Source organism: Streptomyces sp. NBC_01723, from assembly GCF_036246005.1.
In the GTDB taxonomy this organism is placed as follows: Bacteria; Actinomycetota; Actinomycetes; order Streptomycetales; family Streptomycetaceae; genus Streptomyces.
The window spans coordinates 7,747,724-7,763,387 of record NZ_CP109171.1; the positions used below are offsets into that span (position 1 = coordinate 7,747,724).

Here is a 15,664-nt window from a genome sequence, read left to right on the forward strand (position 1 = left end):
ATGTCCCATGACGCGGAAAACGGCCAGGAGCTGATGACGGGGCAACTCGCCATCTGGAACGCACTCCAACTCGAACCCGTGGACCCGATCTTCAACATCGCCGAATACCTCGACATCCGGGGCGACCTGAATGTCGAGGTCTTCGTCGCCGCACTGCGCCGGCTCCTGGGCGAATGCGACTCCCTCCACGCCTGTTTCCGCGGCACCGGCACGGAGGCCAGGCAGCACTGGATGCCGCCGGACCGCCTGCCCATCCACGTCATGGACGTCTCCTCCGCCGCCGACCCCGCCGCGGCCGCGGTCGAGTGGATGCGCACCGACATGAACCGCTCCCTCGACGTGGCGAACGGCCCCCTCGCCACCCACGCCGTCTTCCGGATCGCGGAGCGGCGCTACTTCTGGTACATGTGCGCCCACCACCTCGTCGGAGACGGCTTCAGCGCCACCGTGCTCGTCGCCAGGCTGTCGCACATCTACGCCGCCCTGCTCGCCGGCGAGGACCCCGCCGAGTCCGAGGATGTCCTGGAGTCCTCCGCACTCCTCCTGGAGGAGGACCGCAGATACCGCCAGTCGGAAGAATTCCAGGAGGACCGGCGCTTCTGGCTCGACCTGCTCGCCGACTGCCCCCGCACGGCCACCATCAGCGGCCTGCCCGTACGCAGGGCCAGATTCCTGCGCCGCAGGCACTTGGTCGAGGTCGACCGCGACCAGGCGGCCCGCATGAGGTCGTCCGCACGGAGACTCCGCACCAGCCTGGCCGGACTCGCGATCACCGCCGGCGCCGCATGCCTGCACCAGATCACCGGAGCCGACGATCTCACCTTCGGCATCCCCGTCCTGGGACGCGCCAACAACCGCCTGCGCGGAATCCCGGGCACCACCACCAACATCGTCCCCGTCCGCTCCAGACTGGACCCCCGCGCCACGCTGGCCGACCTCGTACGGGCCACCTCGCGCAACGTCCGTGCCTCACTGAAGCACCAGCGCTACCACCAGATGGACATCCTCAAGGACCTGCACCGCGTGGGATCGGGCCCCGTCTTCGGCACGATCCTCAACGTCATGTCGTTCGACTACCAGGTCACGTTCGGAGACTGCACGGCAACGGCCCACAACATCTCCAGCGGACCGGTCGACGACGTCCAGATCTCCATCTACGACCGCTCGACCGACGCCGGCTTCGAGATCGCCGTCGACGTGAACCCCGAGGCCTACAGCGCCGAAGCGGCCGAGGACATCGCCCGCCGCTTCCTGAACGCCCTGGAACAGCTGACCGAGGCTCCCCCCACGGAGCCGGTCGGCCGCTTGCAGCTGCTCTCGGAATCGGAGCGCCACCAGGTGCTCTCCGAGTGGAATGACACGGGTGTGGTGGTGGGGGATGTGTCGGTGTTGGGTTTGTTCGGGGAGGTGGTGGGGCGGGATCGGGGTGCGGTGGCGGTGGTGTGTGGTGATGAGCGGGTGTCGTATGGGGAGTTGGATGTGCGGTCGGATCGGTTGGCGGGTGTGTTGAGGGGTCTTGGGGTGGGGCCTGAGTCGGTGGTGGGGGTGGTGTTGGAGCGGTCGGTTGATTTGGTGGTGGCGTTGTTGGCGGTGTGGAAGGTGGGGGGTGTGTATGTGCCGGTGGATGTGGAGGTGCCGGCGGAGCGGGTGGGTTGGGTGGTGGGGGATGCGGGGGCGGTGTGTGTGGTGTCGTGTCGTGGGTTGGTGGGGGGTTTGTTGGGGGGTGTGTCGGTGCCGGTGGTGTGTGTGGATGAGGTGGGGGCTGGTGCGGTGGGGGCTGGTGGGGTGGGGGCTGGTGTGGTGGGTGCGGTGGGGTCGGGTGGTGCGGCGTATGTGATGTATACGTCGGGGTCGTCGGGGGTGCCGAAGGGTGTGGTGGTGTCGCATGGGGGGTTGGTTAATCGGTTGTTGTGGATGCAGGGGCGGTTTGGGCTGGGTGTTGATGATGTGGTGTTGCATAAGGCGTCGGTGGGTTTTGATGTGTCGTTGTGGGAGTTGTTGTGGCCGTTGGTGGTGGGTGCGCGGTTGGTGTTGGCGCGGCCGGGTGGGCATCGGGATCCGGTGTATTTGTCGGGGTTGATTGAGGGTGAGGGGGTGACGACGGTTCATTTTGTGCCGTCGATGTTGGGGGTGTTTGTTGAGGGGGGTGTGGTGGGTGGTTGGGGTTCTTTGCGGCGGGTGGTGTGTTCGGGTGAGGTGTTGTCGGGGGTGTTGGCGGAGCGGTTTGTGGGGTTGTGTGGTGCGGAGTTGCATAATTTGTATGGTCCGACGGAGACGTCGGTGGATTCGACGGCGTGGGTGTGGCCGGGGTCGGGTTCGGGTGGGGTTTCTGGTGGGGGTTCGGGTTCGGGTTCGGGTTCGGGTGTGGTGGTGCCGTTGATTGGTGGTCCTATTTGGAATACGCGGGTGTTTGTGTTGGATGGGTGGTTGCGGCCGGTGGCGCCGGGTGTGGTGGGGGAGTTGTATATCGCGGGGGTGGGGTTGGCTCGGGGGTATGTGGGGCGGGCTGGGTTGACGGGGGAGCGGTTTGTGGCGTGTCCGTTTGGTGGTGTGGGTGAGCGGATGTATCGGACGGGGGATTTGGTGCGGTGGGTTGGGGGTGGGGAGTTGGCTTTTGTGGGGCGGGTGGATGGTCAGGTGAAGGTGCGGGGGGTGCGGGTTGAGCCGGGTGAGGTGGAGGGGGTGTTGGGGTCTCATGCGGGGGTGGGGCAGGTGGTGGTTGTTCCGCGTGAGGATGTGCCGGGGGATGTGCGGCTCGTCGCCTATGTCGTCCCCGACAGGGAGGTCGGCGAGGCCGAAGCCGAGGCACTGCCCGGGATGTTGCGTGCACACGTGAGCCGACGGTTGCCGGAGTACATGGTGCCGTCGGCGGTGCTGGTCCTGGACGAACTGCCGTTTACGGTGAACGGGAAGCTGGACCGGGCGGCGCTGCCGGCACCGGAGCACTCGTCTGCCGGTGGGCGGGGTCCCGCGTCGGTGGCTGAAGAGCTTGTCTGCCAGGCCTTCGCGGAAGTGCTGGGTGTGGATCGGGTGGGGGTGGAGGACAACTTCTTCGAACTGGGCGGGCATTCGCTGTTGGCGGGCTCGCTGGTGCAGCGGCTGGGCGAGCGGGGCCTCGGGGTGTCGGTGCGGGTGCTGTTCGAGGCGCCGACACCGGCGGCGCTGGCCGCGTCGAGCAGCGGTGGTGGTGCGGTCGAGGTGCCGCCGAACGGCATCCCCGAGCAGGGCGCGGAGGTGGTCACGCCGGAGATGCTGCCGCTGGTCGAGCTGACGACCGCGCAGGTGGAGTCGGTGTGCGCGGCGGTCGAGGGCGGGGCGGCGAACGTGACGGATGTGTATCCGCTGGCGCCGTTGCAGGAGGGCATCTTCTTCCATCATCTCCTCGCCGGGCCGGGTGAGGCGGACGCGTATCTGATGCAGATGGCGCTGGCCTTCGACTCTCGCGAACGGCTGAACGAGTTCCTGGCGGCGTTGCAGCAGGTGGTGGACCGGCATGACATCTGCCGCACGGGAGTGGTGTGGGAGGGGTTGCCCGAGCCGGTGCAGGTGGTCTTGCGCCGTGCCCAGCTTCCGGTAACCGAGGTGACGTTGTCGGAAGGCGGTGATGCGGCCGCGGAGTTGTTGGCGAACGCAGAGCAGTGGATGGACGTACGGCGAGCACCGTTGCTGCGGGTGTATGCGGCTGCCGAGCCCGGTGGTTCGGGGCGGTGGCTGGGGTTGGTGCAGGTGCATCACCTGCTCCAGGACCACACGGCGCTGGAGGTGGTGCTGGGTGAGGTCGCGGCGTTGATGGAGGGACGCGGGGATGAGTTGCCGGTGCCGCTGCCGTTCCGGGACTTCGTGGCGCAGGCGCGGTTGGGGGTTTCGCGTGCGGAGCATGAGGAGTTCTTCGCTGAGCTGTTGGGCGATGTGACGGAGCCGACGCTGCCCTTTGGGTCGGCCGATGCTCATGGTGACGGCACGGGTGTGCGGTCGGCGCGGGTGGTGGTGGACGACGGGCTGGCGGGGCGGGTGCGGGAGAGTGCGCGTGGGTTGGGGGTGAGTCCGGCGACGTTGTTCCACGTCGCGTATGCGCGGGTGCTGGCGAGTCTGGCGGGGCGGTCGGATGTGGTGTTCGGGACGGTGTTGCTGGGTCGGATGAATGCGGGGGTGGGGGCGGAGCGGATTCCTGGCCCGTTCATCAACACGTTGCCGGTGCGGATGGACGTCGCGGATACGGATGTGGTGGGTGCGGTGCGGGCGATGCAGGGGCAGTTGGCCGGCCTGCTGGTGCATGAGCATGCCCCGCTGGCCCTGGCGCAGAGGGTGAGTGGTGTCCCGGCGTCGGCTCCGTTGTTCACGTCGTTGTTCAACTACCGGCATGACGGGCGATCGGTGCGTGGTGGTGCTGCGGGTGTTGAGTTGTTGTTCGCGCGGGAGCGGACGAATTATCCGTTGGCGGTTGCGGTGGATGATCTCGGGTCTGGGTCTGGGTCTGGGTTTGCGGTGGTGGTTGATGCGGTTGCTCCGGGGGATGCCGGGTTGGTGTGTGAGTTGGTGGAGATGGCGGTGGGGGAGTTGGTGGGGGCGTTGGAGGTTGCGCCGGGAGCTGTGTTGGGTGGTGTGGGTGTGCTGCCGTCGTCGGTGCGGGGGCAGGTGGTGGATGGCTGGAACAGTGGTGTGGTGTCGGTGCCTGAGGTGACGTGGGTGGAGTTGTTCGCGGAGCGGGTGGTGGGGGATCCGGGTGCGGTGGCGGTGGTGTGTGGGGAGGAGAGGCTGACTTATGGGGAGTTGGATGAGCGTTCTGGTCGGTTGGCGGGTGTGCTGGCGGGTCGGGGTGTGGGGCCGGAGTCGGTGGTGGGTGTGGTGTTGGGGCGGTCGGTTGATGTGGTGGTGGCGTTGTTGGGGGTGTGGAAGGCGGGGGGTGCGTATGTGTTTGTTGATCCGTCGTATCCGGTGGAGCGGGTGGGTGTGGTGCTGGCGGAGGCGGGGCCGGTGTGTGTGGTGACCGACAGGGCTTTGTCCGGTGGGTTGCCGGATGGGCTGGGTGTGCCGGTGGTGTGTCTGGATGATCCGGGGGTGGAGTCTGCGCCGGTGGTGGGTTCTGTGGTGGGTGCTGGGTTGGGTGTGGCGGCGTATGTGATGTTTACGTCGGGGTCGTCGGGTGTGCCGAAGGGTGTGGTGGTGTCTCAGGGTGCGGTGGTGGGTTTGGTGGCGGCTTTGGGTCCGGTGCTGGGTGCTGGGCCTGGGGTGGGTGTGTTGCAGTTTGCGTCGTTTGGGTTTGACGGTTCGGTGCTGGATGTTGCGGTGGTGTTGGCGTCGGGTGGGCGTCTGGTGGTGGCGTCGGAGGCGGAGCGGGCGGATGTGGGGTTGTTGGCGGATCTGGTGGTGCGGGAGGGCGTGGGGGTCGCGAGTGTGGTGCCTTCCCTCCTGGGTGTGGTCGATCCGGCGGGGGTGCCTGGTCTGGGGCGGGTGTTGGTGGGCGGTGAAGTGTTGTCGAATGAGGTGGCGCGGGTGTGGGCGGGTGGTGGCCGGGTGTTGGTGAACACGTATGGGCCGACGGAGGCGACGGTGATGGTCACCGCCGGGCGGGTGCCGCAGGGTGGGGTGGGTGTGCCGTCGGTGGGTGGGCCGGTGGCGAATGCGCGGGTGTATGTGCTGGACGGGTTCCTTGAGCCGGTGCCGCCAGGGGTGGTGGGGGAGCTGTATGTCGCGGGTGTGCAGCTGGCCCGTGGGTATCACCAGCGTCCGGGGCTGACCGGGGAACGGTTTGTGGCGTGTCCGTTCGGTGGTGCGGGTGAGCGGATGTATCGGACCGGTGACCTGGCGCGGTGGACGGTGGACGGGCAGTTGATGTTCGTGGGCCGTGCGGATGATCAGGTGAAGGTGCGTGGGTTCCGGGTCGAGCCGGCCGAGGTCGAGGCCGTCCTGGCCGCACATGCCGGGGTGGGTCAGGCGGTGGTGGTCGCGCGTGAGGATGTGCCGGGTGACAAGCGGCTGGTCGCCTACGTCGTGCCCGAGGGCGACGGCCCGCTGGGCGGTGACCTGAGGCGCTTTACGGCTGAGCGGTTGCCGGAGTACATGGTGCCGTCGGCGGTGGTGGTGCTCGACGGGCTGCCGTTGTCGGTGAACGGGAAGCTGGACCGTTCCGCGCTGCCGGCGCCGGAGTATTCGTCTGCAGGTGGGCGGGGGCCTGCCACGGTGGCTGAAGAGCTGGTGTGCCAGGTCTTCGCGGATGTCCTGGGCGTCGACCGTGTAGGGGTGGAGGACAACTTCTTCGAGCTGGGTGGGCATTCGTTGCTGGCGGTGTCGTTGGTGCAGCGGTTGCGTGAGCGTGGGTTCGGGGTGTCGGTGAGGGCGCTGCTGGTGGCGCCGACCCCGGCAGGCTTGGCTGCGGCCGGTGCTGGTGGCGAGGGTGTGGTGGAGGTGCCTGCGAACGGGATTCCCGAGCAGGGTGTGGAGGTGATTACGCCGGAGATGCTGCCGTTGGTGGAGCTGACAGCCGCCCAGATCGATTTGGTGTGTGAGTCGGTGGAGGGTGGGGCGGCGAACGTGACGGATGTGTATCCGCTGGCGCCGTTGCAGGAGGGCATCTTCTTCCATCATCTGCTGGCCGGCCCGGGTGAGGCGGATGTGTACCTCGTGCCGATGGTGTTGGGCTTCGACAGTCGTGAGCGGCTGGACGGGTTCCTGGCGGCGTTGCAGCGGGTCGTGGACCGGCACGACATCTACCGCACCGGGCTGGTGTGGGAGGGGCTGCCTGAACCGGTGCAAGTGGTCGCCCGCCGTGCGGTCGTTCCGGTGACCGAGGTGACGTTGCAGGAGGGTGGTGGAGACCCGGCCGCGGCGCTGCTGTCGGTGGCGGGTGAGTGGATGGACCTGCGGCGGGCGCCCCTGGTTCGGGTGCACGTTGCGGCCGAGCCGGGGATGCCGGGCCGGTGGGTGGCGTTGGTGCAGGCGCATCACTTGTTGCAGGACCACGCCGCGTTGGAGGTGGTGCTGGGCGAGGTGGCGGCGTTTATGACAGAGGACGGTGACCGTCTCCCAGAGCCGCTGCCGTTCCGTGGCTTCGTGGCTCAGGCGCGGTTGGGGGTTTCGCGTGTGGAGCATGAGGAGTTCTTTGCGGAGCTGTTGGGCGATGTGACAGAGCCGACGCTGCCGTTCGGATTGGCCGATGCTCGTGGTGATGGTTCCGGTGTGCAGCGGGCGCGGCTGGCAGTGGATGACCTATTGGCCTACAGGGTGCGGGAGCGGGCCCATGGTCTGGGTGTCTCTCCGGCAACGTTGTTCCATGTGGCGTGGGCGCGAGTGCTGGCGAGTTTGTCCGGCCGGACGGACGTCGTGTTCGGGACTGTGCTGCTGGGCCGGATGAATGCCGGGCTAGGCGCGGACCGGATCCCGGGTCCGTTCATGAACACTCTGCCGGTCCGGGTGCACGTTGATAAGGATGTCATCGGTGCGGTGCGGGCGATGCAGGCCCAGCTGGCCGGCCTCCTGGTGCACGAGCATGCCCCGCTGGCCCTGGCGCAGAAGGCCAGCGGCGTCCCGGCCTCAGCCCCGCTGTTCACCTCCCTGCTGAACTATCGCCACACCCAGCTGTCGGGTGAGCACCCCGGCGACGGTGATCTGAACGGCATCGACGGCGTGACGATGCTTTACGGGAGAGGTGTCACCAACTATCCGCTGGCCTTGGCAGTGGATGACACGGGGAATGGGTTCCGGCTGACGGCCGATGCACTTCAGCCTGCTGATCCCGAGTTGGTGTGCGGGCTGATGCACACGGCGGTCGGGAGTCTCGTCGAGGCTTTGGAGAGCGCGCCGGGCACGGGGCTGCGTGGGCTTGAGGTGTTGTCGGAGGGTGTTCGGGGGCGGGTGTTGGTTGGGTGGAATGAGTCGGGTGTGGTGGGGGTGTCGGGTGTGGTGCCGGGGTTGTTCGGGGAGCAGGTGGTACGGACTCCGGATGCGCCGGCGGTGGTGGGTGTGGGGGAGACGCTGTCGTATGGGGAGTTGGATGAGCGGGCGTCTCGGTTGGCGGGTGTGTTGAGGGGTCGGGGTGTGGGGCCTGAGTCTGTGGTGGGGGTGTTGTTGGAGCGGTCGGTGGATGTGGTGGTGGCGTTGTTGGGGGTGTGGAAGGCGGGGGGTGCGTATCTGCCGGTTGATCCGGAGTCTCCGGCGGAGCGGGTGGCGTGGTTGTTGGAGGATGCGGGTCCGGTGTGTGTGGTGACCAGTGCGGAGTTGGCGGGTGGGTTGCCGCAGGGTCTGGCGGTGTTGGTGGATGAGGCGGTGGGTGAGGGGCCGGTGGTGTCGGCTGAGGCCGTGGTGGGTCCGGGGCATGCGGCGTATGTGATGTATACGTCGGGGTCGACGGGGCGGGCGAAGGGTGTGGTGGTGTCGCATGGGGCGTTGGCGGGTTATGTGGCGTGGTGTGTGGGGGCGTATCCGGGGGTGCGGGAGAGCAGTCTGCTGCATGGGTCGGTGTCGTTTGATCTGGGTGTGACGGGGTTGTATGCGGCGTTGGTGTCGGGTGGGTGTGTGTTCGTGTCGGGGCTGGATGAGGGTCTGCCGGGGGTGCTGGGTGGGCGTCGTCTGGGCTTTTTGAAGGTGACGCCGAGCCATCTGCCGTTGCTGGATGCGTTGGCGGGGAGTGTGTTCCGACGGGCCAGTTGATGGTGGGCGGCGAAGCCCTCGGCTGGGATGCGGTGCAGCGGTGGCGTGAGGCGCATCCGGGTGTGGTGGTGGTGAATCACTACGGTCCGACGGAGGGGACGGTTGGTTCGGCGCATTACGTGATTGGTGCCGATCAGAGTGTGGGTGTGGGTTCGGTTCCGATCGGTCGGTCGTTTGCGACGACGAGGACGTTTGTGCTGGACCGGTTCCTGGAGCCGGTGGCGCCTGGGGTTGTGGGTGAGTTGTATGTGGCGGGGATGCAGTTGGCCCGCGGGTATCTGGGCCGTCCGGGGTTGACGGGGGAGCGTTTCGTGGCGTGTCCGTTTGGCGGGCCGGGTGAGCGGATGTACCGGACGGGGGATCTGGTCCGGTGGACCGCGGACGGGCAGCTGGTGTTCGTCGGGCGTGCGGATGATCAGGTGAAGCTGCGTGGCTACCGGATTGAGCCGGGTGAGGTGGAGGCCGTGCTGGCGGCGCATCCCGCGGTGGGCCGGGCGGTGGTGCTGGTCCGTGAGGACGTCCCGGGGGACAGGCGTCTGGTGGCCTACGTCGTCGCGGACGGTCAGGCCGTCGGTGGTGGTGACCTGCGGGGCTTGGTGGCTGAGCGGTTGCCGCAGTACATGGTGCCGTCGGCGGTGGTGGTGTTGGACGGGATGCCGTTGACGGCGAACGGGAAGGTGGACCGGGCTGCCTTGCCGGCCCCCGAGCATGCGTCGGCCGGTGGACGGGGTCCTGCGACGGTCCTCGAGGAGCTGGTGTGTGGGGTGTTCGCAGAGGTGCTGGGTGTGGAGCGGGTGGGGGTGGAGGACAACTTCTTCGAGCTGGGCGGGCACTCCCTGCTGGCGGTGACCCTGGCGTCCCGGCTGCGCGAGCGCGGGCTCGGCGTCTCCGTGCGGGCACTCCTGATGGCACCGACGCCGGCCGGGCTGGCTGCGGCCGCGGGAACCGGTGGCGGCGGTGCGGTGGACGTTCCGCTGAACGGGATCCCCGGGGAAGGCGCGGAGGTCATCACGCCGGAGATGCTGCCGTTGGTCGAGCTGACGCCGGCGCAGATCGGTCTGGTCTGCGCGTCGGTCGAGGGCGGCGCGGCGAACGTGGCGGACGTGTACCCGCTGGCACCTGTGCAGGAGGGCATCTTCTTCCACCACCTGATCACCGACTCAGGGGACGCAGACCCCTATCTCCTCTCACTCGCTCTGGGCTTCGACAGTCGTGAGCGGCTGGACGGGTTCCTGGCCGCGTTGCAGCAGGTGGTGGACCGGCACGACATCTATCGCACCGGGGTGATCTGGGAAGGGCTGCCCGAACCGGTACAGGTGGTCTGGCGGCGTGCCGCCGTCCCGGTCAGAGAGGTCGTCCTGCCCGGGAACGGCGACGCGGCGGCCGAGCTGCTGGAGGTCGCCGGGCGGTGGATGGACGTGCGGCGGGCGCCGTTGCTTCGGGTGGTGGTGGCGGCCGACCCGGCGACGGGGCGCTGGTTGGCAGTGGTGCAGGTCCACCATCTGTTGCGCGATCACACGGCTCTGGAGGTGGTGCTGAGCGAGGTCGTCGCGCTGCTGGACGGGCGCGGGCACGAGTTGCCGGTGCCGCTGCCCTTCAGGGACTTCGTTGCCCAGGCGCGGCTGGGGATGTCCCGCGCGGAGCATGAGGCGCACTTCGCGGAGCTGTTGGGCGGAGTGACGGAGCCGACGCTGCCGTTCGGTCTGGCCGATGCCCATGGCGACGGTTCCGATGTGCAGCGGGTGCGGATGGCGGTGGACGACCTGCTGGCGCGGCGGGTACGAGAGGGGGCGCGTGCGCTGGGGGTGAGTCCGGCGACGTTGTTCCACGTGGCGTGGGCGCGAGTTCTGGCGAGCCTCGCGGGCAGGACGGACGTGGTCTTCGGGACCGTGCTGCTGGGCCGCATGAACGCGGGGGCGGGGGCCGAGCGGATTCCCGGCCCGTTCATGAACACCCTGCCGGTGCGGATGGACGTAGCTGATCTGGACGCCCTTGGCGCGGTGCGGGCCATGCAGGAGCAGCTGGCCGGCCTGCTGGTGCACGAACACGCTCCTCTCGCCCTGGCGCAGGTGGCCAGCGGGGTACCGGCCTCGGTGCCGCTGTTCACCACGCTGTTCAACTACCGTCACGGAAACCGCGTGCCCGGGGACGACACGCACGCCGGCGGGATGGCCGGCATGACGGTCCTGTCGACCGAGGACCGGACGAACTACCCCTTGGTGGTCTCGGTCGATGACTCCGGGACCGGGTTCGTGTTGACGGCCGGGACGGCGGCACCGGGCGATCCGGAGCTGGTGTGCGCGTCGCTGCACACCGCCCTCGAGAGCCTGATCACCGGGCTGGAGGAGGCGCCGTCCACGCCGCTCCCCGCGGTGGAGGTGTTGGCACCCCGGGATCGTTCGCGGGTCCTGGAACGGTGGAACGACACCACGAAGACGCTGCCCGACGTGACGGTGGTGGACCTGTTCGAGCGACAGGTGGCGCGGACCCCCGACGCACCGGCGGTGATCTGCGGGGAGGAGGAGATCGGCTACGCCCACCTCGACGATCGGGCGTCACGACTGGCCCGGGTGCTGGTGGACCGGGGTGTCGGCCCGGAGTCGGTGGTGGCGGTCGCGATGGACCGCTCGATCGACCTGGTCGTGGCCCTGCTGGCGGTGCTGAAGGCCGGCGGCGCATACCTGCCCGTTGACCTGGCGTACCCGGAACAACGCGTCGCCTTCCTGCTCGCCGACGCGCGTCCGGTCTGCGTGATCGCCCGCGCCTCGTGGCGGGAGGAGGGGGCCGCCGGACTGGGCCTGCCGATGCTCACGGTCGACGGACACGGCATCGGGGACCGTATCGGGAACGGCCCTGACCCTGCCGAGGACACCGAAGCCGGTGCGGGCGGCGGTGAGCGCCCCCTGCTCCTCCCCGCCCACCCGATGTACGTGATGTACACCTCCGGCTCCACCGGCACCCCGAAGGGAGTCACGGTCACCCACGCGGCAGTGGTCAATCACGTACTCGCCCGTGTCGCGGAGTTCGGATGGGACCGGACGGACCGGCTGATGCTCACCGCACCCATGGGTTTCGACCCCTCGGTGTGGCAGACCTTCTGTCCCTTGGTGATCGGCGCGAGCTTGGTCATCGCGCCTACCGGGAGCACGGCCGACCCCGCTCACCTGGTGGAACTGGTACGGCGCCACGACGTGACGGTGCTGCACCTCATCGCCTCGGCCCTGGCCGGGGTCCTGGAGGAGCCGACCGTGTCCGGCCTGTCCTCCCTGCGGCAGCTGGCCAGCGGCGGTGAGGCGGTGCCCGGAGCCCTGCGAGACCGGGCCTTCGCGCTGTTCCCGCACGTCGACCTCGTCCAGGGCTACGGACCGGCCGAGACCTGCATCGCGGTGACCTGGCACCGCTGCTCCAGCGAGGAGGAGACGGTCCCGCCGATCGGAGGCCCCGTCGCCAACACTCGCCTGTACGTGCTGGACCGGTACCTGCGGCCGGTCCCGCCCGGGGTCGCCGGTGAACTGTATGTAGCGGGCCTGCCGCTGGCCCGCGGTTACCACCATCGTCCGGGGCTGACCGGAGAGCGGTTCGTGGCATGCCCGTACGGCGGTGCCGGTGAGCGGATGTACCGGACCGGCGACCTGGTGCGGTGGCGTGCGGACGGTGTGCTGGTGTTCATGGGGCGGGCGGACGACCAGGTGAAGATCCGTGGTTTCCGGATTGAGCCGGGTGAGGTCGAGGCTGTGTTGGTCGCGCATCCGGGGGTGGTTCAGGCTGCGGTGATGGCGCGTGAGGATGTGCCGGGGGATAGGCGTTTGGTTGCGTATGTGGTGGTGGAGGGGTCGGAGGTTGCGGAGGGGTTGGGTTCGCGGTTGCGGGGGTGGGTGGCGGGGAGGTTGCCGGAGTTCATGGTGCCGTCTGCGGTGGTGGTGTTGTCGGGTGGGCTGCCGTTGTCGGTGAACGGGAAGGTGGATCGGGGGGCGTTGCCGGTTCCGGAGTATGGGGTTGGTGGGGTGGGTGCGGCTGGTGGTGGGCGGGGTGGGGTGTCGGTGTTGGAGGAGTTGGTGTGTGGGGTGTTCGCGGAGGTGCTGGGCGTGGAGCGGGTGGGGGTTCAGCAGGACTTCTTCGCGTTGGGTGGGCATTCGTTGCTGGCGATGCGGTTGGTGTCGCGGGTGCGGGTGGTGTTGGGGGTGGAGTTGGGTGTCCGGCAGTTGTTCGAGGCGTCGACGCCGGCGAGGTTGGCGGCGCGGATCGCGGGTGCGGGTGCGGCCCGGGTGAGCCTGACGCCTTGGGAGCGGCCTGAGCGGGTGCCGTTGTCGTTCGCGCAGCGGCGGTTGTGGTTCCTGGCGCAGATGGAGGGGCCCAGCCCCACCTACAACATGCCGACGGCACTGCGGCTGTCCGGACAGGTCGACGTAAGCGCGCTCAGGTCGGCGCTCGGGGACGTGCTGGCGCGCCACGAGGTGCTGCGTACGGTCTTCCCCGCTCACGATGACGAGCCGTACCAGCGGGTGCTGGACCTCGCCGAGGTCGGGAACGTCCTTCGGGTCGCCCAGGCCACCGACGAAGAGCGGGCCGCGGAACTGGTGGCGGCCGAGATCGGCCACGGTTTCGACCTCGCGCTCGAAATCCCCGTACGGGCCCTGCTGGTCAACACCGGTCCGGCCTCGTCGGTGCTGGTCGTGGTGTTCCACCACATCGCGGGAGACGGCTGGTCCATGGGGCCGTTGGCACGGGACATCTCGACGGCATACGCGGCGCGGTGCGAGGGGCGTGCGCCCGGGTGGGAACCGCTGCCGGTGCAGTACGCGGACTACACCCTCTGGCAAAGGGACCTGCTGGGGGAGGAGGACGATCCGGACAGCCTCCTCGCCTCCCAGGTCGGCCACTGGCGGCAGGCGCTGGCGGGGGCACCGCAGGAGCTGAACCTGCCGACGGACCGGCCGCGGCCGACGGAGGCCTCATACCGAGGGCACACGATGCCACTGGATATTCCGGCGGAGGCACATGCCGAGCTCGCCTCCCTGGCCCGCCGACGAGGTGTCACGCTCTTCATGGTCGTCCAGGCCGGTCTGGCGGTCCTGTTGTCGCGGCTGGGCGCCGGGGAGGACATCCCGATCGGCACCGCGGTGGCCGGGCGCACCGACCAGGCCCTGGACGGTCTGGTCGGGTTCTTCGTCAACACCCTGGTGCTGCGTACGGATCTGCACGGCGAGCCCACCTTCGCCGAGGTCCTTGACCGGGTACGCGAACGCGACCTGCAAGCGCTGGAGAACCAGGATCTGCCGTTCGAGCGGCTGGTCGAACTCATGGCTCCGCCGCGCTCCATGGCACGCCATCCGCTGTTCCAAGTCATGCTCACCTTCCAGAACAACGACCCCGCGATCCTCGACCTGCCTGGCGTGAGGGCCGAGGCATACACCGGCCGACCGCTGCCGGCAAAGTTCGATCTCGACGTGACGCTGACGGAGGTCTTCGAGGACGGTCGGCCCATGGGCCTGCGGGGCTCGGTCGTCGGAGCGGCGGACCTGTTCGACGCGGAGAGCGTCACGGCATTCGGGCACCGGCTGAACCGCCTGCTGACGACGGTGGCCGCCGATCCGGACGTACGCCTCCATGAGATCGATGTCCTGTCCGAGGACGAGCGCAGCCTGCTTCTCCAGGAGCAGGAGCAGGAGCGGGAGCGGGAGCGCGAGTCGGACGCTGGCGTGCCGGTCGCAGCGCATGTGACGCTGCCCGGACTCTTCGAGGAACAGGCGGCACGGACGCCGGAAGCCGTGGCTTTGGTCTCCGGTGACCAGAGGATGACCTACGGGGAACTGAACGAGCAGGCGAACAGACTGGCACGGGTCCTGACACGGCGTGGGGTGGGGCCGGAGTCCGTGGTGGCGGTGCTGATGGACCGGTCCGCGGAACTGGTCGTGGCCCTGCTGGCCGTACTCAAGGCCGGCGGCGCCTACCTGCCGGTCGATCCCGCCTATCCCCGGGATCGGATCGCGTACGTACTGGAGGACGCGGAGCCGGTGTGCGTGCTGACCACCGGCACGCTCCTGGATGTGCTGCCCGCTGGTCTGGTGGTCCCGGCCCTGGTGCTGGACGACCTCGATGCGACGGCCGCCCTCGCGACGGAGTCGTCCGCGGATCTGCGCGGGGCGGCGGACCGGCCGGGTACGAAGACGGCCGAGGAGCACCCGGCGTACGTGATCTACACGTCCGGGTCGACGGGCGCACCGAAGGGTGTGCTGGTGACGCACCACAACGTTGCGACGCTGTTCGGCGCACTGCGCCGGCGGTTCGGCTTCGGAGCCGACGATGTGTGGTCCTGGTTCCACTCCTTCGCGTTCGACTTCTCGGTGTGGGAGATCTGGGGTGCCTTGCTGCACGGAGGCCGCCTCGTGGTGGTGCCGTACCACGTGTCGCGGTCCCCCGACGCGTTCCTGCGGCTGCTGGCCGAGGAGCGGGTGACGGTACTGTCCCAGACCCCCTCGGCCTTCTACGAGTTGATGCGCGCCGAGGAATCCGGGCCCGCGACCGCGGACTGGTCCTCGTTGCGGTGGGTCGTCTTCGGCGGCGAGGCGCTGGACGTGGAGCGGCTGGACAGCTGGTGGACGCGTCATCGGTCCGACGAACCGACGCTGGTGAACATGTACGGAATCACCGAGACGACGGTGCACGTCACGGTTGAGGTCGTGAAGCCGCCCGCGGGTGCGGGTGCGGGTGTGGGTGCGGGTGCCGGTGCCGGCGCCGGAGCCTCGCGGGGAAGTGCGGTCGGGCGGGCGATTCCGGGTCTGCGGGTCTTCGTCCTGGACCGGCACCTGAAGCTGCTCCCGCCAGGCGCCACCGGCGAGCTGTACGTCGCCGGTGGCCAACTGGCACGGGGATACGCGGGCCGGGAAGGCCTGACGGCCGAGCGTTTCGTGGCATGCCCGTATGGCATGCCGGGTGAGCGGATGTATCGGACCGGTGATCTGGGCCGGTGGACTGCTGATGGGCGGCTGATGCACATGGGGCGGGCCGATGACCAGGT

2 protein-coding genes (1 of these 2 only partly in view) are annotated in these 15,664 nt (G+C 68.8%); both read left to right on the forward strand.

The annotated features are described in order from the left end of the window. On the forward strand, window positions 1-8,646 hold the full coding sequence (locus OIE75_RS36225) for a non-ribosomal peptide synthetase (protein WP_329473462.1): 8,646 nt from the start codon (window positions 1-3) through the stop codon (window positions 8,644-8,646). After that, on the forward strand, window positions 8,646-15,664 hold the 5' portion of the coding sequence (locus OIE75_RS36230; protein ID WP_329473463.1) for a non-ribosomal peptide synthase/polyketide synthase. It continues 16,672 nt past the right edge of the window; only the first 7,019 of its 23,691 coding nucleotides appear in the window; its start codon is at window positions 8,646-8,648; the stop codon falls past the right edge of the window. Before OIE75_RS36225 ends, OIE75_RS36230 begins: the two co-directional genes overlap by 1 nt.